The sequence below is a fragment of the Achromobacter sp. 46006 genome (genome assembly GCF_059761975.1).
In genome coordinates this window covers 1-23713 of record NZ_JCBANN010000075.1, presented here as the reverse complement: position 1 = coordinate 23713, position 23713 = coordinate 1, and the positions used below count along the sequence as shown (strand labels likewise).

Below are 23713 nucleotides of genomic sequence, written 5' to 3'. Positions count from 1 at the left end.
GGCCGGCGCCGGGCGATGCCTCACTGGAACATGCCGCTCTCGACGCAGAACGTCACCAGTTCCTGGTCGGTCTGCACGTTGAGCTTGCGCATGGCCGAGATTTTCTGGCCGCTGACGGTCTTGACGCTGCGCTTGAGACTGTCGGCCACCTGCATCATCGATTCGCCGCGGATGAAATGCCGCAGCACCTCGAATTCCTTGGGCGACAGGCTGTTGACGCGTTCGCCGATGAACTTGCTGCGCGCCGCCAGCGTGCCATCGCGCTGGAAGCCCGGCGGATAGTATTTGCGGCCCAGTTGCAGCGCGTGCAGGGCGGTGACGATCTCGCCCAGGTTGTCGTGCTTGAACACCACGGCATCGACGCCGGCGTCGTACAGCGCCGAGATGATCATGGGGTTCGAGACCATGGTCAACACGACGACGCGCGTGTCCGGATAATGGCGCAGCAGGTACTTGATCAGGCGGATGCCGTCGCCGTAGACCTCGTCGCCGGGCATGGAGTAATCGGTGATGACGACGTGCACGGGGTCGCGCGCCAACTGCTCGACCAGCGCGGTCGGACTACCCAGCGTGGCGACGACGTCGAAGCTCAGGTCTTTGTGCAGCAGGTCGGTCATGGCCATCAATACGAGCGGATGGTCGTCGGCGATGACGATGCGGAGTCTTTGCATGCGAGGCGCAGTCAGTGGGGCCGGTTGGGCATACGGTTCATTCTGCACCAGGATCCGGCTCTGAACCAGAACGTTGCGACGCCGGGCGTAAGACCAAATCGTAGGTGCCGCGGCCGGCGCCGGAAATAAGAAGAATCTTAAAAACAGGGACGCCAGGGCAGGGCCGCAAAGGCCGCTGGCCGGCCGAGGATCCGTCCGATCGAGCGGGTGGATTAAGAATTTTCTTGTTCAAGCGCCCGTTGCCGTTTGGCACCATCGTCGTCTTACCCGCTTCCGTCGTCCGGCGCGCCGTGTGGCCGGAATGGCGGTGTTCCCGCGCCCTTACGAGGTTCCATGATGTTTCCCTCCACGCGCCGCGGCACGCCGGCGTTCGTGGCCTGGCTCCGCCATGCATGATGCCGTGCAGCCGTGGCCCCCGCGCGAGCAGTCCCTGTTCCTGCGTTTCCAGCCGGTGTTCACGGCGCAGGGCCAGGTGCACGAATACGCGGTGGCCGGCAGCCTCTTGCCGTCGGGCGGCGGCAGCGCGGGCCTGGCCTTGCAGCGCAGCCGCCTGCGGGCTGCCGTCGCGTTCGCCGGGCAGTTCGCCACGCCCATCGACATCTCTTTCGAACACGCCCTGGCCGCGCCCGACGGTGTTGCCCTGGCGCAACGCCTGTGCGCCGACCTGGATATCGGCGTGACGCATGACCTGCTCTGCTTCGGCGCGCCCGACGCGCTCGCCTCGCCCCGGCTGTCCGGCCAGCGGCTGGTCTTCGACCTGCCCTTGTTGCGTCATCTGTCGCCACACGCCGAGGCCCTGGCCGTTTATGCCGAATTCCAGACCGGCCTGCGCGCCCGCCTCCAGCCGGCCCGGCGCGACGGCGAGGCGCTGGCCTCGGGCTGCCTGGGCGTCGAAGGGCTGACGGTCCGCGTGCCGCCAGGCCTGGGAGGCAATCGCGCACAGCAAGGGCGCTTGCTCAGCCTGCTCGGATACGCCGCGGACGCCCGGCTGACCGTGGTGGCCGACTGCATCGAAGACATCCACGATTTCGTCTGGCTGCGCACGCAAGGCAGTCTGCTGTTTCGTGGCACGGCCTTGTCGGCGCCGCTCAGCGCGCAGTGCCTGGAGGTCTGGCTGAGCGCCGACGGCCAGGCCTGGCGCAGTTTCAACGCCGGTATCGTTCCCTCCGGCTGGGCCGCAAGCTAGGGCGCAGCCGCCACGCTGCGCCGGTGCGCGCGTCGCTCGCGGGCGGTGGCGGAGCGGGGCGACGGCCGCCTGCTCATTCGGACTGCAGGCGGCCCAGGATGAAGCCATCGACCGCGCTGCTGCGGCCGCGCCACAAGGTGGGCTGGCCCGCGATCGGCGTGCCGTCGGCGGTGAAGAACAGGGCATCGGCCAGGTGGATGTAGTTGGGCAGGGGCTCGGCCGGTTGCGGCAGGCGGAACACATCGCCCAATTCGGCCAGCGAGGTGCGCACCGATCGCCGGGCTTGCGCGTCCATGCCGGACAGGGAATCGGCGAACGACGCGGCGAATCGGTCGAAGTACTCGGCGCCGGACACGATCGAGCCCGATACCAGCATGCCGCCCATCTGCAGCGTCACGCCGATGCTCTCCAACTGGCCGCCGTTGTTGACCAGGTTCACCAGGAACTGCAGGAATACGTCGGCCGGCGGCATGGGCAGGGCGGTGGGTTGGGGGGCGGCGGGGGTCGGTTCGAGACTCATGGCGGCGCATGCTCCGGAATGGGGAAAGGAGACACAAGATACTTGAACCCGGACCGATGCGCATCGGGTGCAATCGGCTGATAAGCGAGGCAATCGGGCGTCAGTCCGTGCAATCGTCCGCTCGGCCCGCGAGGTAACTTGCGGACCATCGAGATATCCATGCAAGGGCCATGCCATGATCGTCCTCAATCCCGCTTCCTCCTCCGGCCCCGCCGCCGCGCGCCAGTCCCTGGGCGGCGCCGGCCAGGGCGACTTCCGCGCCGCCTTTGCCGATGCACGCCAGCGCGGCGCCTCGGCCCTGGGCGGGGGCACGCAGGGCGCGACCGTGGCCGCGTCTTCCGCGGCCGAAGAGGAATTCATGGATTACGCGTCCATGTCGTTGCAGGACAAGATGTTCTACGCCGCGCTCGCCTCGCTCGGCATTTCCAAGAAAGACTACGACGCCATGTCCGCGGCGGACAAACTGAAGATCGCCGAAAAGGTCTCGCTGGTCATGCAGCAGTTGGCCAAGGCCGAGCAGGTCAAGCAGACCGAACAGGCCGGACGCGCGGCCTGAATTCCGTCCGGCCCGCGCCGTCGTCCGTGGCATGGCGCCGCAGCATGCGGTCGATGTGTTCGCCCGCCTGCCGCAGACGTTGCCGCAGCGCGGCCGGCTGCCGCGCCGGGTGAGGCGTTGCCGCTCGCGCCAGCGCCGCGCTACCAGCCCCAGCAGGTGCCGGCCGCCGGCTTGCCGCAGGCGCGGTAGTTGACGGCGAACCACAGCTTGCCGGCGCCGCGCGGGCTGCCGTCGCCCTTGACGTCGTCGCGCGGCAGTTCTTCGAGCGTGTCGCGCGCCGTCTTGGTCGGTGAGCCGCCAGGCGCGCCGGGCACCAGCACGATGCGGCCGAGGCTGGCCGCGGTGCGGTCCTCGAACACGATGTCGGAGTCGGCCAGCGCCGTCATCTTCAGGGCGGCATTGCGCACCGCCGCGGCATAGCCATCGTTGGCGCCGGTGGGGGCCAGCGCGGAGTTCAGGGTGCTGACCGTCAGAATCTGTGCCGGGGTCGACGGCGCCATCATGGCGTACTGGTCCAGGCCCGGCAATTGGCCGCCGGCCACCTGGCGGCGCAGCCAGTCGCCCCACAGGAATTCGGCGAATTCCGGCAGGTCGCCATTGCTGTAGGCGATGTCGCGGGTGAAGTACACCAGCGAACGGTAGCGGTCTTCCTGCATGCCACCGGCTTCCTGCGCATTGGCGATCCCCAGGCGCGTCGGCAACTGGTCCACCGTAATGGGCTGGTTCTGGCCGTCTCGCAGCCAGGCCTTGCGTTCATCGACCATGCGCTGCCAGAACGCCGCGGCGGTGCCGATGTCGCTGTAGTTGGCGTCGACCTTGACCCAGACCGGCAGCGTGGGGCCGCCGTCGGGGATCTCGCGCAGCGACGACAAGGTGTGATGGCCGTCGGTCAGGTACAGATTGCCGTCCCAGCCGACCACCACGGTTTTCAGGTTGGTCGGGTCGGCGCCCATGGCGGCGGTGCACTGGAACGTGGCGGGCTGGTCCAGGCGTGCTGCCCGCGCTTGGGCAATCGAGGTAAAGGCCTGGGCGCCGGTGGCCCCCATGTCTTCGCAGTAGTCGCTGAATTTCTTGCCGACCGTGCGGTTCAGGTAGTCCAGTTGCTTGACCGGATCGGCGGCCCAGGTGGCGCGATCGAAGTCGCCCTGCCAGCGGCCCAGCTTGTAGTAGATCTGGTCATAGCCGATCGCGGCCTGGGTCGGGTGCAACGCTTCGATGCGCACCTTGATCACGTCGCCGGGCTTGGCCGCCAGGTAGGTCGGGTTGCGCGTATCCGCCGGCGCCCCGGCCACGGGGCTGTCGCCCTCGTCCTCGCCGCCGCCGTTGCATGCGGCCAGCATCAAGGGCAGTGCGGCCACGGCCAGAATCCGCAGCGCGGAACGCCAGGGGGTGGAAAACGGAGGGAACGTTACGGGGGCGGACGGGCGCGGCATGGAGGCGGAGGGTAGACCAGGGAAGTATCCGATGATGACAGCAACGTGTTGCGCGTTGATTGCACCGCCATGCCGGGGACATCCGGAGCGCGGGTGGCGCAATGCTAAGATCGCCGCCAATGACCGCGCCACCCATCCAGCCCTCTCTTGCCGCCGAACTGGCCGAACTTGCCCGCACCCTGGGCAATGCCCATCGCCTGATCCTGCTGGAACACATCGCGCAGGGTGAGCGTCCGGTCGAGCGGCTGGCTGAACTGGCTGGCTTGTCGGTGGCCAACGCGTCGCAGCATCTGCAGCAGTTGCGCCGGGCGGGATTCGTGGCCACCCGCCGCGACGGCAAGCATGTGTACTACCGCCTGGGCACCGCGCCGATCGCCGGCCTGCTCAACGCGCTGGACGCGATGGCGCAGCACAATCGCCGTGAGATGCGGCGCCTGGTTGCCGACAGCCAGGACCGGCGCGACGGCCTCGAAGCCATCTCGCGCGACGAACTGCTGAGCCGGTTGGGCGAAGGCAGCATGACGCTGCTCGATGTCCGGCCCGCCGACGAATTCGCGCAGGGGCACCTGCCCGGCGCCATCAATATCCCCGCGGACGAACTGCTGCAGCGGCTCGGCGAACTACCTCCTGACCATGAAATCGTGGCCTATTGCCGCGGTCCATTCTGTGTGTTGTCTTCCGACGCCGTTGCCGCGCTGCGCGCCCACGGCCTGCGCGCGCGGCGGTTGGATGCCGGCTTCCCGGACTGGCGCGCCGGGGGCCTGCCCGAAGGGTGAGGCCGCCCCGACCCTCAATCGCGCGCCAGCAGCAAACACAGGGCCAGCGCCAGCCAGGCCACGCTTAGTGGCAACGGCGTGTCGAACGGCAGCCAGGACGTGGCCGCCAAGCCCAGGCCCAACAGGCTGTAGTAGGCCAGTCCGAACAGGGCGCCGGCGCGGCCCAGGCAATCGCCATAACGGCGCAGCGCCGGGCCCAGCAGATTGGGTATCGCCAGCCCGTAGCCGGCGAACACCGGCAATGCCGTGGCGGCCCACAGCCAGCCCGGTTGCGGCTGCCAGGCCATGGCCAGTGACTGGGCCGCCGCGCCGAGCGCGACGCAGCGCAGTCCATGGCGGACCCGTCGCGCGGCGTCCGCCGTGGGCGGCAGGCGGCGGTTGGCCGCCGCGCCCAGGCAGCCGGCCAGCGCCACGCCCAGGCCCACCCAGCCGAAGCCCAATCCGGGCAAGGGACCCGTCATGAACGGGCCGGCGGCATAAAACGAAAACACCAGCAGGTTCAGGCCCGCCACCCGCAATACGGCCAGGCGCAACTCGGCGTCGGCCAGCATCCGGCGCGCCAGCGCGGCCAGCGTCACGGACCCGGCCCGCGCCGGCCGGGTCTCGGCCCAACGCCAGGCGACCGATCCCAGCAGCAGCGCCACCGCCAGCGCGATTGCCGCCAGTACGCCGGGATAGCCATGCCAGTCGGCCAGCAACTGGCCGGTCAGCGGCCCGACCGCGGGCGACCATGCCAGCACCGCGCCAAGCGTGACGAAGTAGCGCGTCAAACGCTGGCCGTCCAGGCAATCGCGCAGCACCGTCTGCGTCACCACCGAACAGGCCGCCATGCCCAGCGCCTGCACGAAGCGTCCGGCCAGCAACCACGCATAATGCGGCGCCGCCAGCGCGCACAACGTGCCCGCCAGGCCGATGGCCAGGCCCGCCAGCATCGCGGGTCGGCGGCCCCGCGTGTCGGCCACATGGCCCCACAGCAGCACGCCGGCGGCAAAGCCGACGAAGAAGACGCCCATGACCGGCTGCGTGGCGGCGGCATCCAGGCGCCAGTGGCGCGCCAGATCGGGCAGGGCCGGCGCAAGGATGGTTTCGGCGATCTGCGGCAGCGCCAGCAGCGCGATGACGAGCCATGCAGGCGGCAGGGCGCCCGGGGCGTCTCGGGAGGCGGGGGAGGAAGCAGGGGAAGGCATGATGCCGCGGCCACGTAAAAAGACGCTAGCGTAGGCGGAACGCGGCGTGCAAAATCACGACATCGCGCCATAAAACATCTCCAATCGGACATGCCCGTCTATACGCCCGCTGCCGTCGAGGATCCGGATCTCGTGGCCTGTCCCATTGTGGGCATGGCGATCGACACGCGCGCGCACGCCTCGGATTGGCACACGCACCGGCGCGCGCAATTGCTATACCAGGCCGAAGGGGGCGTGACCCTGTACCTGGACGACCGGGTGGGCCAACTGGCGCCGCTGCAAGCCGCCTGGCTGCCGGCCGGGTGCCGGCACCGCACCGTCATGCAGGGCACGTTCGCCTATCGCAGCCTGTATTTCGATGTCGGCGTCTATCCCGGACTGCCGCGGGAGCCTGGAATCCTCGATGTCAATCCGCTCCTGCGCGAGATGATCCTGCGTGTGACGCAATGGCCGTCGAACGAAGCCCTGGACGCACCGCGCCAGCGCCTGGTGAGCACCCTGCTGGACGAACTGATGGCGGCGCCAGCGACGCCCCTGCACTTGCCGATGCCGCGCGACCGGCGGCTGCGGCCGATCGCCCGCGAACTGCTGGCGAATCCGGCCTGTGCCCTTTCGATCGACGAGTGGGGGACGCGGGTCGGCGCCAGCGGGCGGACGCTGGCGCGGCTGTTCCTGGCGGAAACCGGCCTGCCGTTCACGCGCTGGCGCACGCAGTGTCGCCTGCTGATGGCGCGGGCGCGGCTGGCCGAGGGCGCGCCGGTGACGGCGGTGGCGCATGCCATGGGCTATGCCAGCGACAGCGCCTTTATCGCCATGTACCGGCGTGCCTACGGCGAGCCGCCGGGGCGCCGGCTGCGCCGGCGCGCGCCTTCGCTTTAGAACACGTGGCGGATGCCGACGCCGGCCGCGGTGCTCTTGAGGCCGTCGATGAACGCGTAGTCCTTGCCGTACGAGCCATAGGCATACAGGTTGGTGCGCTTGGAAAGATCGTAGGTGTAGCCCACGCTCCAGACGTTCATGTTGGCATCGCCGCCGGTCAGGCGGTCGTTGGACGGCGATACGTGCTGCCACGACGCGAACAGGCTGCTGGCGCCGCTGAGCGGCAGCGTCGCGCCCAGCATATAGGCGTTGGCCCTGAAGCCGTCGACGTAGCGGTTGATGCCGAATTCATCGCTGAACGGCGTGCCGGCCGGCAGGTCCTGGCCGACGAACCAGCCGTCGGTGGTGCGGCCATAGGCGGCGGCCAGCTTCACGACCTCCAGGTCGTACGAGGCGCCCACGGCATACTGGCGCGGCGTGGCATCGTGGTCGATCGACGCGCGGTTCGAGCCATTGAGCTGGTCGTAGGTCAGCGTGACATTGACCGGGCCTTGCACGTAGCGCAGGCCGGCCGTGATGCCGCGCGAGTTGTCGGCGGTGCGGAAATGGGTCTGGTCTTCGTTGGTGTCGTCGACGTTGAAGGAATAGCCCGCGGCGAACTGGAAGCCGTTCATCGAAGGGCTGCGGTACATCACCATGTTATCCCAGCGCATGGTGTTGGCCGCGCTGAAACCCAGGCCCAGGTTCGATTGGGTGTAGCTGGTGTAGAAGGGGTCGATATCGGCCAGATAGTTCGATCCCACCGTGGCCTGGCGGCCGAATTCGATCGTGCCCCAGGCGTCGTTGGCCAGGCCGATGGTGGCCTGGCGGCCGAACAGGCGACCGCTCTGGCCGCGGGTGCCGTTGCCTGAATCGAAACCGCTTTCCAGCTTGAATTCGGCGCGCAGGCCATCACCCAGGTCTTCGGATCCGCGCAGGCCCCAGCGCGAGCCGGCCTGGATGCCGTTGATCATGCCGAGCTTGCTGCCGTCATAACCATTGCCCTTGATCTTGTTGTAGCCAATGCCGGTGTCGATGACACCATAGAGAGTGACTGACGGTTCTGCCTGAGCGATGCCTGCAAAAGTGGTCAACATTGCGGCTGCGAGCAGCGTCTTCTTCATCCGTGGAACTCCTGTTGTGAAGAGAAAAAACAAAGGGAACAGCACGTCAGGCAAGATGCCGATTGCTGTCCCCAAATTTCATTGTAGGTCAAAAATCCTTATTTTCTGGCAAAACTCATGAATTTCTCGCTATGTTGATCGGCTGGGCGACGGGTTGAGTCACAAGCACGCCGCAGTCCGAAAGCCCTGGCCGCTCCCGGAAAGATTCGTGGCAAAAAAACGCCGTCACGGACAGAGGGGGCCGTGACGGCGTTGTTGGCGGCGTGGTGCCGGCTGTGCCGGCGCCGCAAGCGGGTTTAGAACCGGTGGTGGATGCCGACGCCGCCTGCAGTGCTGTTGAGGCCTTCGACCAGCAGGTAGTTCTTGCCGTACGAACCATAGGCATACAGGCTGGTGCGCTTGGACAGGTCGTAGGTATAGCCCACGCTCCAGACGTTCATCTTGGGATCGTCACTGTCGGTGGAGGCAAGATGCTGCCACGAACCAAACAGGCTGCCTGCGCCGCCCAGCGGCAGCGTGGCGCCCAGCATGTAGGAATTGGCCTTGAAGCCGTCGCTGTAGATGTAGGAGCCGGCGTTGTCGTTGAGCGAGCCCACCGGCAGATCCTGCATCACAAACAAGCCGTTGGTCGTGCGCGCGTAGGCGGCGGCCAGCTTCACGACTTCCAGATCGTACGAGATGCCCAGCGCGTATTGGCGCGGCGTGATGTCGTGGTTGAATTCGACCGGGGTGCCGTTGATGGTGCGTTCGCGGCCGTTTGCGGCGATTTCGCGAGCCTGGTTCGAACTGTTCAGTTGGTCATAGGTCATCGACACATTCAACGGGCCGTTGACATAGCGCAGGCCCGCCGTGATGCCGCGCGCATTGTCGGCGGTGCGGAAGCCGCTCTGGTTCGCGTCGGTGCTGTCGGCGTTGAAGGAATAGCCCACCGCGAACTGGAAGCCGTCGGTCCAGGGGCTGCGGTACATGATCATGTTGTCCCAGCGCATGGTGTTGGCGCCAGTGAAAGTCGTACCGATGTTGGCCTGGGTGAAGCTGGTGTAGAAGGGATCGATTTCCGCCAGGAAGGCGCCGCTGAGGGTGGTCTGGCGACCGAATTCCAGGGAACCCCAGCTATCGTTGGCCAGGCCGACGGTGGCCTGCCGGTTGAACAGGCGGCTCTGCTGCGATTGGCCGTTGCCCGAGTCGAAGCCGCTTTCTACCGTGAACACGGCGCGCAGGCCGTCGCCCAGATCCTCGGAGCCCTTCAGGCCCCAGAGCGAGCCGCCCTGGATGCCGTTGATCATGCCGACCCTGCTACCGCTCAAGTCGACGTCGCGGCTCACGCCGGTATCGTCCATCATGGAATCGTGGCCGGAGATTTTGTTGTAGCCGATGCCGGTATCGACGACGCCGTACAGCGTGACCGACGTTTCGGCTTGGGCGGCGCCTGCGAACGAGGCCAGGATGGCGGCGACAAGCAGGGTTTTTTTCATCGTGGAAACTCCTAGAGTTTTTGGAAAAGCCGAAGAACATGCCGCCGGGCGTGATGCACGAGGGTGTTCCGATGGCCTGTGTGGATTGCACTGGGCCATTCTCCGGTAGCTTCTGCCGACGCTCTGTGATCCGCAGGTGTTCTAGGACGCATCCGAGACGAGTTCGCCACAGGCGACGAACCGCCGGGCGCCTGACGAGGTTCGGGCCGCGATAGGTGGGTATGCAGGAGGGGGGGGCGAGCAGGCTCGCCGCAGGCGGACACTCGCGGCAACTGGCCGCGAGGGCAGGGATCAGCGGCGCGCGCGCAGCCGCCGTTCTTCGCGCACCACGATGCCGGCGCCGACGATGATCATCGCGGCCAGGGCGTACCAGGTGATGGCGTAGACCAGGTGGTTGTTGGGGAAGGTCAGCGTCGTCAGGCCGCCGACCGGCGCCTGGGCCGGATCGCGGCCGGCGCCGGGGGCGGCGTCAGCGTCGATGAAATAAGGCGCCACCTGGCCCAGACCGCGCGCCTGGGCGATGGCGGGCAGGTCGCGCGAATACCAGAGGTTGGCGGCCGGATCGTTGTTGCGCAAAAAGCCGTTGCCCGGTTCGCCCATGCGCAGCAGGCCCTCGACCTTGACCGGACCCGTGTCGGCCTCTGCCTGGCCGCCGGCGGCCAGGCGCTTGCGCCATTCGGGCAGCACGAAGCCGCGGTTGACCAGCACCGTGCCGCCGCCGTCGGCCAATTGCAGCGGCGTCATGACCCAGTAGCCGCTGCCCAGTTCGGTGGCGGCCTGCACCAGCGTCTGCTTGTCGTACTGGTAGGTGCCGCTGGCCGCCACGCGGCGATATTCGGCGTTGTCGGAGGTCAGCGCCGGCCAGTCGGCGCGCGCCGGGGCGGGCACGGCGGGCGCGTGCGCCCGCTGGTCCACCTGCGCGATCAGGTTCTGCTTCCAGGCCAGGCGATGCACCTGCCAGGTGCCAAGGGCGCACAGGCCCGCGAACAGCGCGGCCGCAACCACGCCCAGGATGACCAGGGTGGTTGCGCTGCGGGGGTTGCGGGGGGTGTCGCCGGAATGCGTAGAGTCTTTTGTTGCCGCCATCACGTCAGGGCATATTCCGCATGTCGTGGATCGACATGGGCATCATGTTGGAGTTCAAGTGATACATGATCCAGATGGATCCGCTGAGCGTGATCACGACCAGCACCAGCGTGAATATTAACGCCAACATGTTCCAGCCGCTTTCGGACTTGGCATCCATGTGCAGGAAATAGATGATGTGCACCACGATCTGCACCGCCGCGAACGCCAGGATGATCAGCGCCGTGGTGCGCGAGCTTTCGAACACCCGGTCCATCACCAGCCAGAACGGGATGGCGGTCAGGATGGCCGCCAGGATGAAGCCGGTGACGTAGCTTTTCAGGGTGCCATGGGCGGCGCCGTCGTCATCGTCGTGATGGCCGTGATCGTGGCCGGGGTGGTCGGCATGGGCGTTCATGGCAGCACTCCCATCAGGTAGACAAAGGTGAACACGCCGACCCAGATCAGGTCCAGGAAGTGCCAGAACATCGACAGGCACATCAGCCGGCGGCGGTTCTCGGGGATCAGGCCGTGCATGCGCACCTGCACCATCATCGTCACCAGCCAGACGATGCCGAACGTGACGTGCAGCCCGTGCGTGCCCACCAGGGTGAAGAACGACGACAGGAAGGCGCTGCGCTGCGGCCCGGCGCCGATGTGGATCAGGTGCGCGAACTCATACAGTTCCAGCGACAGGAATCCCAGCCCCAGCAGGCCGGTGACCGCCAGCCAGCCCTGCGTGGCGCCGACCCGGTTGCGCCGCATCTCCAGCATGGCGAAGCCGTAGGTGATGGACGACAGCAGCAGCAGCGAGGTGTTGACCGCCACCAGCGGCAGGTCGAACAGGTCGGCCCCGGACGGCCCGGCCGCGTAGCTGCGTCCCAGCACGCCATAAGTGGCGAACAGGCAGGCGAAGATGAGGCAGTCGCTCATCAGGTACACCCAGAAGCCCAGCAGCGTGCCGTTCTTCGGGTGGTGTTCGCCGGCCACGTGGAACACGGGCTCGGCGGGCGGCGCGCTGCCGCCGGGCAGGGTGGGGGCCAGGGTATCAGACATGTTTCGCCAACAGTTGGGTGCGGGCGTTCTCCGTGCGCACGACCTCGTCGGCCGGCACGTAGTACTCGCGCTTGTAGTTGAAGGTATGGACGATGGACACGACGATCAGCGCGGCGAACGACAGCACCGCCAGCGGCCACATGTGCCAGATCAGCGCGAAGCCCATCACCACGCTGATACCCGCCAGCACGATGCCGGCCCAGGTGTTCCTGGGCATGTGGATGGGGATGAAGCCGCTCTGCGGGCGCTGGTAGCCGTGCTGCTTCATCTGCCACCAGGCGTCCTGGTCATGCACCCGCGGCGTGAAGGCGAAGTTGTAGTTGGGCGGCGGCGAAGAGGTGGACCATTCCAGCGTGCGGCCGTTCCACGGGTCGCCGGTCTCGTCGCGCAGCGAATCGCGGCGGCGGTAGCTGACCACAAGCTGGATCAGGAAGCAGGCGATGCCGATGGCGATCAGGAAGGCGCCGAACGCGGCTACCTGGAACCAGATCTGCAGCGACATGTCCTCGAAGTGGTTCAGGCGCCGGGTCACGCCCATCAGGCCCAGCACGTACAGCGGCATGAAGGCGAAGTAGAAGCCCACCAGCCAGAACCAGAACGAACACTTGCCCCAGAACGGATCGAGCTTGTAGCCGAAGGCCTTGGGGAACCAGTAGGTGATGCCGGCCATCAGGCCGAACAGCACGCCGCCGATGATGACGTTGTGGAAGTGGGCGATCAGGAACAGGCTGTTGTGCAGCGCGAAGTCGGCCGGCGGCACCGCCAGCAGCACGCCCGTCATGCCTCCGATCACGAAGGTGACCATGAACCCCATCGTCCACAGCATCGGCACCTCGAAATGGATGCGGCCGCGGTACATGGTGAACAGCCAGTTGAAGATCTTGGCCCCGGTCGGGATCGAGATGATCATGGTGGTGATGCCGAAGAACGAGTTGACGCTGGCGCCGGACCCCATGGTGAAGAAGTGGTGCAGCCACACCAGGTACGACAGCACCGTGATCACGACCGTGGCGTACACCATCGATGCGTAGCCGAACAGGCGCTTGCGGCAGAAGGTGGCGACCACTTCCGAGAAGATGCCGAAGGCCGGCAGTATCAGGATGTAGACCTCGGGATGGCCCCAGATCCAGATCAGGTTCACGTACATCATGGCGTTGCCGCCGAAGTCGGCCGTGAAGAAATTGGTGCCGACGTAGCGGTCCATCGACAGCAGCGCCAGCACCGCGGTCAGCACCGGGAACGCCGCCACGATCAGCACGTTGGTGCACAGCGCGGTCCAGGTGAAGATCGGCATGCGCATCAGCGACATGCCGGGCGCGCGCATCTTGACGATGGTGACCAGCAGGTTCACCCCGGACAGCAGTGTGCCGACCCCCGCGATCTGCAAGGCCCATATGTAGTAGTCGACCCCCACGTCCGGACTCTGCGCGATGCCGGATAACGGTGGATAGGCCAGCCAGCCGGTGCGCGCGAACTCGCCCACGAACAGCGACATCATCACCAGCACCACGCCGCCGGTGGTCATCCAGAAGCTGAAGTTGTTCAGGAATGGAAAGGCCACGTCGCGCGCGCCGATCTGCAGCGGCACCACGTAGTTCATCAACCCCGTGACCAGCGGCATGGCCACGAAGAAGATCATGATGACGCCGTGCGCGGTGAAGATCTGGTCGTAGTGGTGTGGCGGCAGGTAGCCGGTGGAGTCACCAAAGGCCACGGCCTGCTGCAGCCGCATCATGATGGCGTCGGCAAAGCCGCGCAGCAGCATCACCAGCCCCAGGATCATGTACATGATGCCGATCTTCTTGTGGTCGATGCTGGTGAACCACTCGCGCCACAGGTAACCCCACTTGCGGTAGTAGGTGATGCCGCCCAGCACCACGATGCCGCCTATCGCCACCATGGCGAAGGTGGCCAGCAGGATCGGCTCGTGCAAGGGGATGGCGTCCCAGGTCAGGCGACCGAAGATCAGCTTGGTGAGGTCTGGTTGATCAGTCATCTCGGTTTCCAGGGCTCGGTTTCCAGGGGGATACCTTGATTTCACGCGAGGCGTTGCCGCGCCGGCGCCGCCTCTACAACGCCAGCTCCGCCGCCGAGGTACACATGGCGCCGACATACTTGCGCGGCGGCGCATCGGCCAGGCCCAGCCGCTCGCGCGTGGCGGCATCCAGGCTGGCGATGTTGCGCGCGCCAGGAATGCCCATGCCGCCGCCGGCGTCGATCGCCATGGCGTCCTTCATGCACATGCGGTTCGGTTCCACGCAGCGGTTGACGATGGCGTCGAACAGGCCGGGCGCCACGCTGGCGTAGCGCTGCACCGGGTTGCGTTCGCTGGGCTGTTCCAGTTTCAGATAGGTGTCGCGGCCGAGCGTGGCGCCGGAGGCGCGGGCCTCGGCGATCCACTTGTCGAAGCCCTGCTGGTCCAGGCCGAGGAAGCGAAAGCGCATGCCGGAAAAGCCCGCGCCGCTGTAGTTGGCGGACAGCCCTTCGTATTCGCCGGGGTGGTTGATGACGGCGTGCAGCGTGGTCTGCATGCCGGGCATGGCGTAGATCTGGCCGGCCAGCGCCGGCACGAAGAAGGAATTCATCACAGTGGACGAGGTGATCTTGAACTGGATGGGACGGTCGACCGGCGCCGCCATTTCATTGACCGCGGCCACGCCCTGCTCGGGATAGAGGAACAGCCATTTCCAGTCGAGCGCCACCACCTCGACCACCAGCGGCTTGGTGCCGGGCGGCACTTCGCGGCCCTCGGACAGCCGTGCCAGGGGCCGGTAGGGATCGAGCTGGTGGGTGCTGACCCAGGTGAGCGCGCCGAGCGCGATGATGATCAACAGCGGCGCCGCCCAGATCAGCAGTTCCAGCACCGTGGAGTGGTGCCAGTCGGGATCGTAGTGCGCGTCGCGATTGCTGGCGCGATAGCGCCACGCGAACAGGAAGGTCAGGAAGATCACCGGCACGATGATGAGCAGCATCAGCCCGGTGGAAATGATGATGAGGTTGCGCTGCTGCAGCGCGATATCGCCCGATGGAGAGAGCAATACCGCATTGCATCCGGAGAGCAATGGCAGGGCGGCAAACAGGAACAATCCGCGGAGCCTTGGGAAAGACGGCATGGCCATACCCCGAAACGTAACCGTGGGAGGTAAACGCAACACTACGCTGGAAGCCGCGAAAAATCTAGGGTAAAAAGAGCAAAAGTATGCACGGGAAAGCGTGCGGGGCAGGGCCGGGCGTGATCGCGCAGCGGTCCGCGAGGCCTTGGCGCATGTGCGTACGAGTGTGTTGCAAAAAGCGTAGACAAGGCGTTTTCCAAAACCTCCTTTCAGCGAGCACTCACATGGCGACCACCACGCAGTATCCCGGTCATGCCTCTGCCTTGCCCGGTCCTGGCGCGACAGGGGGCGGGGCCAGCCACGCCAAGGTGGCGCCGGGCGAAATCGCCGTGGGGGTCGTCATTGGGCGCGCCTCCGAATACTTCGACTTCTTCGTCTTCGGCATCGCCTGCGTCCTGGTGTTTCCACGGGTGTTTTTCCCGTTCGAGCCGCAGCTCGAAGGTACGCTGTGGGCCTTCGTCATTTTTTCGTTCGCGTTCATCGCGCGCCCCATCGGCACCGCGGTGTCGATGGCGATCCAGCGGCGCTGGGGGCGCGGCACCAAGCTCACCATCGCGCTGTTCCTGCTGGGCACCGCCACGGTCGGCATGGCCTTCCTGCCCGGCTACAACGTCATCGGTTCGCATGCCATCGTGTTGTTGGCGGTGTTCCGCTGCCTGCAGGGGCTGGCCTTCGGCGGCTCCTGGGACGGGCTGCCGTCCTTGCTGGCGCTGAACGCGCCGCCCAAGCGCCGCGGCTGGTACGCGATGCTCGGCCAGTTGGGCGCGCCCATCGGCTTCATGATCGCCAGCGCGCTGTTCCTGTTCCTGCATGTGACGCTGACCGAGGCCGACTTCCTCGACTGGGGCTGGCGCTATCCGTTCTTCGTGGCCTTCGCCATCAACGTGGTGGCGCTGTTCGCGCGGCTGCGGCTGGTGCTGACCGAGGAATACACGCAACTGCTGGAAGAAGGCGAACTGGAACCCATCGGCACCGGCCAGATGGTGCGCGAGCAGGGCTACAACCTGTTCCTGGGCGCGTTCGCGGCACTGGCCAGCTACGCGCTGTTCCACCTGGTGACGGTGTTCCCGCTGTCGTGGATTGCGGTCAGCGCCACACAGCAGATTCCCGACGTGCTGATCGTGCAGATCATCGGCGCGGGCGTGGGCATCCTGGGCACCATCGCTTCGGGCTGGATCGCCGACCGCATCGGCCGGCGCACCACGCTGGGCCTGCTGGCGGCGCTGATCGGCGTGTTCGCGCTGTTCGCGCCGTGGCTGCTGGGTGGCAGCCCCAAGGCGCAGGACGCCTTCATCCTGATCGGCTTCGCATTGCTGGGACTGTCGTACGGTCAGGCGTCCGGCACGGTGACGGCCAATTTCAGCAAGCGCTTCCGCTACACCGGCGCGGCGCTCACCACCGACATGGCCTGGCTGGTCGGCGCGGCCTTCGCGCCGCTGGTGGCGCTGGGCCTGTCGGCGCGCTTCGGGCTGGTGGCGGTCAGCATCTACCTGCTGTCCGGTACCGCCTGCACGCTGCTGGCCCTGCGCATCAACAAGGCGCTGGAAACGCGCGACTGACGGGCCGCTCGGGGCTGCGCGCGGCTGTCGCGCGACGCCGCCGGCGGCCGCCGCGGCCGCTCAGCCAGCGTAGCCTTCCAACACGTTGGCGACGTTGGTGCCGACCTCGGCCACCGCGTAGCCGCCTTCCATGGTGAACACCGTGGGCAGGCCCAGCCGGGCCAGCCGCGCGCCGACCTGCAGATAGTCGGCGCTGCGCAGCTTGAACTTCGAGATCGGATCGCCTTCGTAGGTGTCCACGCCCAGCGCGATCACCAGCGCGTCCGGCTTGAAGCGGCCGATGGCGGCCAGGCCCTGCTCCAGCGCCTCGGTCCAGCCGGCGAAGTCGGTGCCGGCCGCCAGCGGCAGGTTCAGGTTGGCGCCCAGGCCCGCGCCCTGGCCGGGTTCGTCGGCATAGCCGAGGAAGAAGGGGTATTCGGTGGCGGGGTCGCCGTGCACCGAGACGGTCAGCACGTCGCCGCGTTCATAGAAGATGCTTTGCGTGCCGTTGCCGTGGTGGTAGTCGATGTCCAGCACCGCGACGCGTTCGGCGCCGCCCTCGCGCAGCGCCTGCGCCGCCAGGGCCGCGTTGTTCAGGAAGCAGTAGCCGCCGAAGAAGTCGGCGCCGGCATGGTGGCCGGGCGGGCGAGTCAGCGCCATCGCGGTGCGCGGACCGTGGCCGCCCGATACCGCGCGCGCGGCATCGATGGCGCAGGCCGCGCCGGCGGCGGCGGCTTCCCAGGTGCCTGCCGTCAGCGGGCTGCCGCTATCGAACGAGAACAGGCCGACGCGCGCGGCGAAATTGGTCGGCGCGATGTCGTGGCGAAAGCCCCGTACCGGCCATACCGACGGCAGGATGTCGAGTTCGGCGTTGGCCGGGTCCAGCGCGATCCAGTCGGCCCACGCGCTTTGCAGGAAATCGATGTAGCGCGGGCTGTGCACGCGCCGGATCAGGTCCAGGGCGGGCGCGGCCGGCGCCCGCAGCGTGCCGATGCCACGCCGGCGCAGGGCCTGCAGCACGTATTCGAGCCGGGCCGGCGTCTCGTGACAGGGCACCAGCTTGCCGCGGAACATTTCCTGGCGGCCATCGTGTTTGCCGTGAACGGGGTTGTGGAAGATATGCACGGTAGCGTCTTGGGAACAGGGGAAAGGGGACTATAGCGGCCGTATCGCGTACCAGGCGATGGCCGGCAGCTCGCGCAGGATCGAGTACAGGTCGCGCGCCTCGATGAAGCGGGGCGCGGCGCCGCCAACGCGCGGCACGCCGTGGCGCCTGAGCGCCAGCATGGTGCGCGGCACGTGGAAGTACTGCGTGATGGCCGTGGCGCTGGCATAGCCATGCTCGCGCATATAGGCGCTGGCGTGGGCGGCGGTGGCCCAGGTGTCGTTGCCCAGGCTGTCGGCCACCACCCGGTCGGCCGGCACGCCGCGCGCGATCAGGTAGTCGCGCATGACCGCGGCTTCGTCGCGGCCGGCCGGGTCGATGCCGCCGCTGACGAACAGTACGCGGCAGCGCGCGGCGGCATGGCAGTCGTAGGCGCGGTCGAGCCGCGCTGCCAGGCGCGGCGACGGGCGACCGTCTGGCGCCACGGTGTTGCCCAGCACCACCGCGACATCGGCCGGCGCAGCGTTGGCCAGCACGCCCGCGGCGACCAGCGCGGCGGCGGCCAGCACGACGGCCGCGCCCAGGCCGGCGGCGGTGGCGATGAGGCGTCGGCGCCAGTGCCGGCGCGACGAGGTGGCGTCCATGCGATGCGGGCGGGCGAGGGTCATTGCCGCTTGGGGAAGGGCAGGTCGACCTCGATGACGTTCGAGTAGACCGGTTCTGTCGCCGCCGCCGGATCGGTCAGCGCCACCACCAGGCGGTAGCGGCCGGGCGCCAGGTCGGGAAAGAAGGGCGCGTACTGGCCGTTGCCGGCGCTGACCTGGTAGCCGAAGGCGCCGGCTTCATCCTGGCGCCACAGCACCGGGTCGTCGGCCCACTGGGCGACATGCGGCGCCGGCGCGGGCGGGGTGACGCGGTCGGCGCCGGCGCCATAGGCGGGCCGCGGCGCGGCGGGAGCCGGGGCGGCGGGCGCGGCCAGCGTCACGGGAGGACGCTGGTACAGCGGCTGCAGCGTACGGTGGTCCTGGGCGTCGATGAACAGCAGCCAGACGCGCGGGGATTGCAGCCGGACCGGGCCGGGGCCGAGGTTGCTCACGTGCAGCGTGAAGCGGCCCGCGGCCTCATACAGGGTGGTGCCGAGGTGGCCGTAGACCGATAGCATCAGGCCGCTGGCGGGCGGGCGCCGCGGCGGCGCGTAGCGATGCTTGTCGATCTTCAGGTCGGCGTAGCGCACCCATTTCGCCGGCGCATCCGCGGCCGCGCCGGCAGGGCGCACCTGCAGCCAGTGCGGGCGCAGCGCGATGACGTCGAGACGATCACCGCCCCTGGCGGCTTGCGTCGATAGGGCCTTCACGTCGGGCGCGTCGTACAGGTCGATCCGCTCGAAGGGTACGCGGCCGTCGCCGTCCAACGGCGCCCCTTCGCCGTCGATCTGGATGCGCGCCACCGCGCCGTCCTCATGGAAAGCGTAGGTCAGGTCGAAGGTGCTGTCCTCCAGGTCGAACAGCGCCCGGGCGGTCCATTGCAGCGGGCGCGCGGTGCCGTCGGGGCGCAGCGCGTAGTCTTCTGTGCCGTAGCGGTCGGCGCTGTAGCGGCAGCCGGTCGAGAAAGCCGCTTTTCCGGCGTCGAATACGGGGTTGATGAACTGGTGGCACGGACTGGTCGACGGCGCGGGGTGCGCGATCTCGTGGAACCCGCCTTGCCTGGGGCGGAAGAGGAACAGCCGGGCGCGGACCTGGCCGCCGCCGCCGCTCTGGCCGATGACCAGGTCGCGGTAACCGTCGTGGTCGATGTCGGGCGTCTCGAAATAATCGACTTCCTCGTCGTTCAGGCGGGCGATTTCCTGCGGCGCGGCGTTGCCGACGCGTACGCGGACGCGTTGTTCCGAGGCGCCGTCGATAGCGACCGAGGCCGGCAGTCCCGGCTTGATGTCGTAGGCATGGTCGCGTGCCAGCGCGCCAGCGCTGGCGCCGGCCAGCACGGCCGCAAGCAGGAATATCTTCAAGGAAGCGCCTCCCGGATTTCTTCTCGGCGCATTATGCCCGAGCGGCCGCGCCCGGCGCGGGACGGGCCGAGGGTCGCGGCGGCCAGGGGTTCCTGGGTAGAATCGTCCGATAGCCTGCGATGCGCGCCATGAACCTGCCTTTCCCCATCCGTCAAGAATGCCCGCCCGGCGCCTGTATGTGCGACCGCGACCGGCTGCTGGCCGATCCGGCGGCCGACGTGCGCATCCTGCGGCTCACCAGGGAAGAGGAAAAGCGCCTGGTGGCGCGGCTCGAGAACATCACCAGCCTGGAAGACCTGCGCGCCATGCAGGGCCGCATGCAGGCGCAGTTGGGCATCGTGGTGCACATCATTCCCAGCGACAACGAGGTGCGCACTTCGCGCGGCATCGCCATCCAGCTCGATGATCAGCCGGGGCTGTGCCGCAAGACGCGGTCGTCGATTCCAGCCGCCATTCGCCGCGGCTTCGACAACCGGCCCGAGATCGTCTACGCCCTGCTGAACGAGCGCGACCTGCTGAATGGCACCTAGGGCCTGTTCGCACCGGCAGGAGCGTCGCGTGCGCCGGTTAGCGGGCACCACGCCAGCCGCAATCGCCGCGGGAGGGCGCCGCAACAATGCGGCGTGTCGCCGCTGGCGGCGCTAGCGCTCTTGCGGCGAGGCGCAGGGCACGAGCGGCGTCACTGCGCTTGGCACGCGGCCCGCCTCGGGCCGGTCGTCGCGCGGCTTGGCGGCACGCGCGGGGTAGGCCAGCAGGACCGCGCTGCCCGGCGCCAGGCGCGGCGCATCCGGGCCGCCGTAGGCCACCGTCCAGCCGCGCACGGCCAGCGGCGCCAGGGTGTACTGCAACGCCGAGCCGGGCGAAACATGGGCGACCTTGCCGGCGTACAAGTCCTGCTGACGGGTCTCGACACCATCGATCAGGCGGTAGGTGGCGATGCTGACTGGAGCGGCCGATTCGCCGTGGCGCGCCAGGATGGCGGTGGCCGACTTGCCCGGCGCGATGGCGCCCAGGCTGACGTCGATCTTGTCCCGGGCCTGGCCGGCGGCGTCCAGCCGTACGCCGGTGACGTCGACGCGCGTCAGCGGCGCCGAGCCGGTGTTGTGCACTCGCACGCTGTACTGGCCCGAGGTGCCGGTCAGCGTGCAGACGTCGATGCCATACGGGGCCGTGCCCGCATGGGCAGGCGCCAGCGCCGCGAGGGCGGCGGGCAGGATGGCGGCGGGCAGGATGGCGGCGCGAAGGAAACGGGACGGCACGGCATGCTCCTGTAGGGAGGCAGCGCGCCGGGACGCCGCGTTGCCAGCCCTATTACACCACTTGACGGCCGGGGCCGTCGCTTTGCGGCCGCCTGCCCGCCAGCCAGTGCAGAATCAACGCCAGGATCAGCAGGCCGGCCATGATGAAGCCCCAGAACAGCCAGCCCAGCACCGCGATCCAGGTGCCGAGGCTGCCGGCGGCCGGCAGAACCTGGTTCAGCGCTTCCACCAGCCATACCAGACCGGATCGCAGCGACTGGATCAGGCCGGCATCGACCCACGGCGCGGCCCATGCGGGCGCCTGCCACTGCGCCGCGCCGATCGCGGCGGCGCCGGGCACCTGGGCCGAGGCGATGGCGGCCAACACCCAGTCCGCCAGTTGCAGCGTGAGCGCCACCAGCCCGGTCCATAGGGCAGCCAGCACGGCGAAAGCGATCCAGATGATTTTCTTCATTGAGGGGGTACTCCGGTGATTCGGGAAAGAAACGCCACGATAGAGCGGAAAGTAACTCTGAAAAACCAGCGTCTTTGTGACAATCATTAAGAAAAAACCGAAGTCTTGGCATGCGCCAGTATCTGCTGCACCAGCGGATGGTGCTGCCCGCGGCGGTTGCGGATGCCGTGGATCTCCTCGTGCACGCTGTCGCAGCGCGCCAGCGGCCGCAGGCCGCGCAGCAGGCCGACGTCGTCGCCGCCCAGGCGGCTGAGCGGGAATACGCCCAGGCCGCGCGCGGCAAACACCGACATCAGCGCGCTGTCCTCGAATTCCCCGACCACGTTGGGCCGCAGGCCCTGTTCATTGAACCACCGGTCCAGCGTCTGGCGCAGCACCGAATGGCCGGTGGGCAGCAGCACCGGCAGGCGCTCCAGGCAGCGGGGGAAGTCCTGCGTGTCGGCCTTGCGCACCAGCCGCGCCGGGCCGTACCAGTCCACCGGCGAGGAGACCAGCCGGTCGCTGGTCAGGCGCAGGTTGGGGTTGGCCGGCGCGCCCTGGCCGGCCAGCACCAGGTCAAGGTGGTGGCGCGCCAGTTCGCCCAGCAGTTCCTCGACCTCGCCCTCGTGGCAGGTCAGGCGCAGGTCCGGGGTGTCCAGCACAGGCCCCAGCAGCGCGTGCGCGGCCAGCTTGGAGATGCCGTCCGACAGGCCCACAGACAGCCGGATCACCGGCTTGGTGGCGGCGGCGCGGACCTCCTGCGGCAGTTCCTGGCCGATCTGGAAGATCTCCTCGGCGCGGGCGAAGGCGGCCTGGCCGGCGTCGGTCAGGGCGACGCCGCGGCCGGCCGGGCGCAGCAACTGATGGCCCAGGTTCTTTTCCAGTTCGCGCACCTGGGCGCTGATGGTCTGGATGGCCATGTCGAGCCGCTCGGCGGCGCGCGAGAAGCCGCCTTCCTTGGCGACCATCCAGAAGTAGTACAGGTGGCGGTAATTGAGCATGGCGATATTCACTTCGGTTTTTTCGAACCATAACTCACTTTCAGGCTGATTTCTCCATCGGCCCGGGATCCGGATCATGAGGGCCTTCACACACAAGCGGGAACATCATGGAAGCCTTGCTCTCATTTTTACAAGCCGACTTCGCCGGCACGCCGGCCTGGAGCTGGCTGCTGTTCATCGGCATCGTCATCTCCCTGCTGGTCTTCGACCTGGGCGTGCTGCACAAGGAAGACCGCGAGATCGGCGTGCGCGAAAGCCTGCTGCTGTCGGCCGGCTACATTTCGGCCGCGCTGCTGTTCGGCGGCTGGGTCTGGTGGCAGATGGGCCAGGCCAGTGGCATGGCCTATTACACGGGCTTCCTGATCGAGAAATCGCTGTCGCTGGACAACGTGTTCGTGATCGCGCTGATCTTCAGTTTCTTCGCCATCCCGCGCCAGTTCCAGCACCGCGTGCTGTTCTGGGGCATCCTGGGGGTGATCGTGCTGCGCGCCATCATGATCGGCCTGGGCGCCGCGCTGGTCAGCAACTTCGGCTGGTTGATGTATCTGTTCGGCGCGTTCCTGGTGTTCACCGGCATCAAGATGTGGATGATCGCCGACCAGGAGCCGGACATCGCCACCAACCCGATCCTGAAGTTCCTGAAGCGCCGCATGCGCGTCACGGAAGGCCTGCGCGGCAACGCCTTCTGGGTGCGCGAGCCGGATGCGGCCACGGGCAAGACGGTGCGCTGGGCCACGCCGCTGTTCCTGGCCCTGGTATTGATCGAGTTCGTGGACCTGTTGTTCGCGGTGGACTCGGTGCCGGCGATCTTCGCCATCACCACCGACCCGTTCATCGTGTACACCAGCAACATCTTCGCGATCCTGGGCCTGCGCGCGCTGTACTTCGCGCTGGCGGCGATGATCCACCGCTTCCACTACCTGAAGTACGCGCTGTCGCTGGTACTGGTGTTCATCGGCACGAAGATCTTCCTGGTCGGTTTCATCGGCAAGATTCCCGCGGTGGTGTCGCTGTCGGTGACCTTCGGCCTGATCGGCGGCGGCGTGCTGTTCTCGCTGTGGAAGACCCGCTCGGCGGCGTCGCAACCCGAGCTGAAGACCGAGTAAACGCGTACGGCGCGTGTGAAGGGCTCGCCCATGGCGGGCCCGTTTTCATCGCCGAGCCGCCTCAAGATGAAAAAGCCCCCTCGGGGGGCAGCAAGCCGAAGGCGCGGCGTGGGGGCTCCTTTTCATCGCCGAGCCGCCTCAAGATGAAAAAGCCCCCTCGGGGGGCAGCAAGCCGAAGGCGCGGCGTGGGGGCTCCTTTTCATCGCCGAGCCGCCTCAAGATGAAAAAGCCCCCTCGGGGGGCAGC

The 23713-nt window shown here is 67.6% G+C and carries 24 protein-coding genes; 7 read left to right on the top strand and 17 right to left on the bottom strand.

Annotated elements, in window-relative coordinates:
• Positions 1 to 20 precede the first annotated feature (20 nt).
• Positions 21 to 671, bottom strand: a complete 651-nt coding sequence (locus tag AC6LKG_RS23785; RefSeq protein ID WP_498168882.1) for a response regulator — start codon at positions 669 to 671, stop codon at positions 21 to 23.
• A 388-nt stretch (positions 672 to 1059) separates the two neighbouring features.
• On the opposite strand from AC6LKG_RS23785, the gene AC6LKG_RS23780 reads away from it, so the two are divergent.
• Entirely contained in the window at positions 1060 to 1857 is a 798-nt protein-coding gene (locus AC6LKG_RS23780; protein ID WP_498168881.1) for a hypothetical protein, read from the top strand.
• A gap of 73 nt (positions 1858 to 1930) precedes the next feature.
• Here the strand turns inward: AC6LKG_RS23780 and AC6LKG_RS23775 are convergent, their stop codons facing one another.
• A complete protein-coding gene (locus AC6LKG_RS23775) occupies positions 1931 to 2377 on the bottom strand; it encodes a GvpU-like protein (RefSeq protein ID WP_498168878.1) in 447 nt (148 codons plus the stop codon).
• A gap of 175 nt (positions 2378 to 2552) precedes the next feature.
• Here AC6LKG_RS23775 and AC6LKG_RS23770 point away from each other — a divergent pair, with 175 nt between their 5' ends.
• Entirely contained in the window at positions 2553 to 2933 is a 381-nt protein-coding gene (locus AC6LKG_RS23770; protein WP_498168876.1) for a hypothetical protein, read from the top strand.
• A 140-nt stretch (positions 2934 to 3073) separates the two neighbouring features.
• Here the strand turns inward: AC6LKG_RS23770 and AC6LKG_RS23765 are convergent, their stop codons facing one another.
• Positions 3074 to 4366, bottom strand: a complete 1293-nt coding sequence (locus AC6LKG_RS23765) for a ParB/Srx family N-terminal domain-containing protein (protein ID WP_498168874.1) — start codon at positions 4364 to 4366, stop codon at positions 3074 to 3076.
• Positions 4367 to 4485: 119 nt separating this feature from the next.
• On the opposite strand from AC6LKG_RS23765, the gene AC6LKG_RS23760 reads away from it, so the two are divergent.
• Positions 4486 to 5142: an ArsR/SmtB family transcription factor gene (locus AC6LKG_RS23760; RefSeq protein ID WP_498168871.1), complete on the top strand. Its 657-nt coding sequence runs from the start codon at positions 4486 to 4488 to the stop codon at positions 5140 to 5142.
• Between the two features lie 14 nt (positions 5143 to 5156).
• Here the strand turns inward: AC6LKG_RS23760 and AC6LKG_RS23755 are convergent, their stop codons facing one another.
• Positions 5157 to 6329, bottom strand: a complete 1173-nt coding sequence (locus AC6LKG_RS23755) for a multidrug effflux MFS transporter (protein WP_498168868.1) — start codon at positions 6327 to 6329, stop codon at positions 5157 to 5159.
• A 132-nt stretch (positions 6330 to 6461) separates the two neighbouring features.
• Between AC6LKG_RS23755 and AC6LKG_RS23750 the strand changes: the two genes are divergently transcribed.
• Complete coding sequence (locus AC6LKG_RS23750) at positions 6462 to 7208, top strand: AraC family transcriptional regulator (RefSeq protein WP_498168865.1); 747 nt, start codon at positions 6462 to 6464, stop codon at positions 7206 to 7208.
• Here the strand turns inward: AC6LKG_RS23750 and AC6LKG_RS23745 are convergent.
• The 7 genes from AC6LKG_RS23745 to cyoA form a co-directional block, all read right to left on the bottom strand.
• Entirely contained in the window at positions 7205 to 8311 is a 1107-nt protein-coding gene (locus tag AC6LKG_RS23745; RefSeq protein ID WP_498168864.1) for a porin, read from the bottom strand. The genes AC6LKG_RS23750 and AC6LKG_RS23745 overlap by 4 nt on opposite strands.
• A 296-nt stretch (positions 8312 to 8607) precedes the next feature.
• Positions 8608 to 9786 (bottom strand): porin, encoded by a 1179-nt coding sequence (locus tag AC6LKG_RS23740; RefSeq protein ID WP_498168861.1) that lies wholly within the window; start codon positions 9784 to 9786, stop codon positions 8608 to 8610.
• A gap of 291 nt (positions 9787 to 10077) precedes the next feature.
• Positions 10078 to 10872 carry an SURF1 family protein gene (locus tag AC6LKG_RS23735; protein ID WP_498168859.1) on the bottom strand — a complete coding sequence of 265 codons (795 nt, stop codon included), beginning with the start codon at positions 10870 to 10872 and terminating at the stop codon, positions 10078 to 10080.
• A 4-nt stretch (positions 10873 to 10876) separates the two neighbouring features.
• Complete coding sequence (gene cyoD, locus AC6LKG_RS23730; protein WP_498168857.1) at positions 10877 to 11269, bottom strand: cytochrome o ubiquinol oxidase subunit IV; 393 nt, start codon at positions 11267 to 11269, stop codon at positions 10877 to 10879.
• A complete protein-coding gene (cyoC, locus tag AC6LKG_RS23725; RefSeq protein WP_498168854.1) occupies positions 11266 to 11907 on the bottom strand; it encodes a cytochrome o ubiquinol oxidase subunit III in 642 nt (213 codons plus the stop codon). The genes cyoD and cyoC overlap by 4 nt, the downstream gene beginning before the upstream one ends.
• Positions 11900 to 13903 (bottom strand): cytochrome o ubiquinol oxidase subunit I, encoded by a 2004-nt coding sequence (gene cyoB / locus AC6LKG_RS23720; protein ID WP_498168852.1) that lies wholly within the window; start codon positions 13901 to 13903, stop codon positions 11900 to 11902. Before cyoB ends, cyoC begins: the two co-directional genes overlap by 8 nt.
• Before the next feature lie 73 nt (positions 13904 to 13976).
• On the bottom strand, positions 13977 to 15020 hold the full coding sequence (gene cyoA / locus AC6LKG_RS23715; protein ID WP_498168849.1) for a ubiquinol oxidase subunit II: 1044 nt from the start codon (positions 15018 to 15020) through the stop codon (positions 13977 to 13979).
• 224 nt (positions 15021 to 15244) lie between these two features.
• On the opposite strand from cyoA, the gene AC6LKG_RS23710 reads away from it, so the two are divergent.
• Entirely contained in the window at positions 15245 to 16579 is a 1335-nt protein-coding gene (locus AC6LKG_RS23710; protein WP_498168846.1) for an MFS transporter, read from the top strand.
• A gap of 60 nt (positions 16580 to 16639) precedes the next feature.
• Here AC6LKG_RS23710 and AC6LKG_RS23705 read toward each other — a convergent pair whose 3' ends face one another.
• Genes AC6LKG_RS23705 through AC6LKG_RS23695 form a run of 3 tightly spaced genes read right to left on the bottom strand, consistent with a single transcriptional unit; the run spans position 16640 to position 19668 of the window.
• Entirely contained in the window at positions 16640 to 17683 is a 1044-nt protein-coding gene (locus AC6LKG_RS23705; RefSeq protein WP_498168844.1) for a histone deacetylase family protein, read from the bottom strand.
• Positions 17684 to 17713: 30 nt separating this feature from the next.
• Entirely contained in the window at positions 17714 to 18331 is a 618-nt protein-coding gene (locus AC6LKG_RS23700; protein ID WP_498168843.1) for an ElyC/SanA/YdcF family protein, read from the bottom strand.
• A complete protein-coding gene (locus AC6LKG_RS23695; protein WP_498168841.1) occupies positions 18328 to 19668 on the bottom strand; it encodes a hypothetical protein in 1341 nt (446 codons plus the stop codon). Before AC6LKG_RS23695 ends, AC6LKG_RS23700 begins: the two co-directional genes overlap by 4 nt.
• 128 nt (positions 19669 to 19796) lie before the next feature.
• On the opposite strand from AC6LKG_RS23695, the gene AC6LKG_RS23690 reads away from it, so the two are divergent.
• Positions 19797 to 20198 (top strand): hypothetical protein, encoded by a 402-nt coding sequence (locus tag AC6LKG_RS23690; RefSeq protein ID WP_498168840.1) that lies wholly within the window; start codon positions 19797 to 19799, stop codon positions 20196 to 20198.
• A 111-nt stretch (positions 20199 to 20309) separates the two neighbouring features.
• On the opposite strand, the gene AC6LKG_RS23685 is transcribed toward AC6LKG_RS23690, so the two are convergent.
• The 3 genes from AC6LKG_RS23685 to AC6LKG_RS23675 all read right to left on the bottom strand — a co-directional run bounded on the left by AC6LKG_RS23685 (position 20310) and on the right by AC6LKG_RS23675 (position 22361).
• Entirely contained in the window at positions 20310 to 20927 is a 618-nt protein-coding gene (locus AC6LKG_RS23685) for a hypothetical protein (protein ID WP_498168837.1), read from the bottom strand.
• Between the two features lie 52 nt (positions 20928 to 20979).
• Positions 20980 to 21381, bottom strand: a complete 402-nt coding sequence (locus AC6LKG_RS23680) for a hypothetical protein (RefSeq protein ID WP_498168835.1) — start codon at positions 21379 to 21381, stop codon at positions 20980 to 20982.
• 86 nt (positions 21382 to 21467) lie between these two features.
• Positions 21468 to 22361, bottom strand: coding sequence for a LysR family transcriptional regulator (locus tag AC6LKG_RS23675; RefSeq protein ID WP_054501216.1), 894 nt, complete (start codon positions 22359 to 22361; stop codon positions 21468 to 21470).
• A 107-nt stretch (positions 22362 to 22468) separates the two neighbouring features.
• Here AC6LKG_RS23675 and AC6LKG_RS23670 point away from each other — a divergent pair, with 107 nt between their 5' ends.
• A complete protein-coding gene (locus AC6LKG_RS23670) occupies positions 22469 to 23467 on the top strand; it encodes a TerC family protein (RefSeq protein ID WP_498168832.1) in 999 nt (332 codons plus the stop codon).
• Positions 23468 to 23713: the final 246 nt, after the last annotated feature.

Coding starts and splice junctions, on each gene's coding strand:
- cyoB (WP_498168852.1), bottom strand. CDS start 13,903: ATGACTGATCAACCAGACCTCACCAAGCTGATCTTCGGTCGCCTGACC.
- AC6LKG_RS23755 (WP_498168868.1), bottom strand. CDS start 6,329: ATGCCTTCCCCTGCTTCCTCCCCCGCCTCCCGAGACGCCCCGGGCGCC.
- AC6LKG_RS23775 (WP_498168878.1), bottom strand. CDS start 2,377: ATGAGTCTCGAACCGACCCCCGCCGCCCCCCAACCCACCGCCCTGCCC.
- AC6LKG_RS23670 (WP_498168832.1), top strand. CDS start 22,469: ATGGAAGCCTTGCTCTCATTTTTACAAGCCGACTTCGCCGGCACGCCG.
- cyoA (WP_498168849.1), bottom strand. CDS start 15,020: ATGCCGTCTTTCCCAAGGCTCCGCGGATTGTTCCTGTTTGCCGCCCTG.
- AC6LKG_RS23780 (WP_498168881.1), top strand. CDS start 1,060: ATGCATGATGCCGTGCAGCCGTGGCCCCCGCGCGAGCAGTCCCTGTTC.
- AC6LKG_RS23680 (WP_498168835.1), bottom strand. CDS start 21,381: ATGAAGAAAATCATCTGGATCGCTTTCGCCGTGCTGGCTGCCCTATGG.
- AC6LKG_RS23765 (WP_498168874.1), bottom strand. CDS start 4,366: ATGCCGCGCCCGTCCGCCCCCGTAACGTTCCCTCCGTTTTCCACCCCC.
- cyoC (WP_498168854.1), bottom strand. CDS start 11,907: ATGTCTGATACCCTGGCCCCCACCCTGCCCGGCGGCAGCGCGCCGCCC.
- AC6LKG_RS23735 (WP_498168859.1), bottom strand. CDS start 10,872: ATGGCGGCAACAAAAGACTCTACGCATTCCGGCGACACCCCCCGCAAC.
- AC6LKG_RS23760 (WP_498168871.1), top strand. CDS start 4,486: ATGACCGCGCCACCCATCCAGCCCTCTCTTGCCGCCGAACTGGCCGAA.
- AC6LKG_RS23700 (WP_498168843.1), bottom strand. CDS start 18,331: ATGACCCTCGCCCGCCCGCATCGCATGGACGCCACCTCGTCGCGCCGG.
- AC6LKG_RS23690 (WP_498168840.1), top strand. CDS start 19,797: ATGAACCTGCCTTTCCCCATCCGTCAAGAATGCCCGCCCGGCGCCTGT.
- AC6LKG_RS23740 (WP_498168861.1), bottom strand. CDS start 9,786: ATGAAAAAAACCCTGCTTGTCGCCGCCATCCTGGCCTCGTTCGCAGGC.
- AC6LKG_RS23710 (WP_498168846.1), top strand. CDS start 15,245: ATGGCGACCACCACGCAGTATCCCGGTCATGCCTCTGCCTTGCCCGGT.
- AC6LKG_RS23770 (WP_498168876.1), top strand. CDS start 2,553: ATGATCGTCCTCAATCCCGCTTCCTCCTCCGGCCCCGCCGCCGCGCGC.
- AC6LKG_RS23785 (WP_498168882.1), bottom strand. CDS start 671: ATGCAAAGACTCCGCATCGTCATCGCCGACGACCATCCGCTCGTATTG.
- cyoD (WP_498168857.1), bottom strand. CDS start 11,269: ATGAACGCCCATGCCGACCACCCCGGCCACGATCACGGCCATCACGAC.
- AC6LKG_RS23745 (WP_498168864.1), bottom strand. CDS start 8,311: ATGAAGAAGACGCTGCTCGCAGCCGCAATGTTGACCACTTTTGCAGGC.
- AC6LKG_RS23675 (WP_054501216.1), bottom strand. CDS start 22,361: ATGCTCAATTACCGCCACCTGTACTACTTCTGGATGGTCGCCAAGGAA.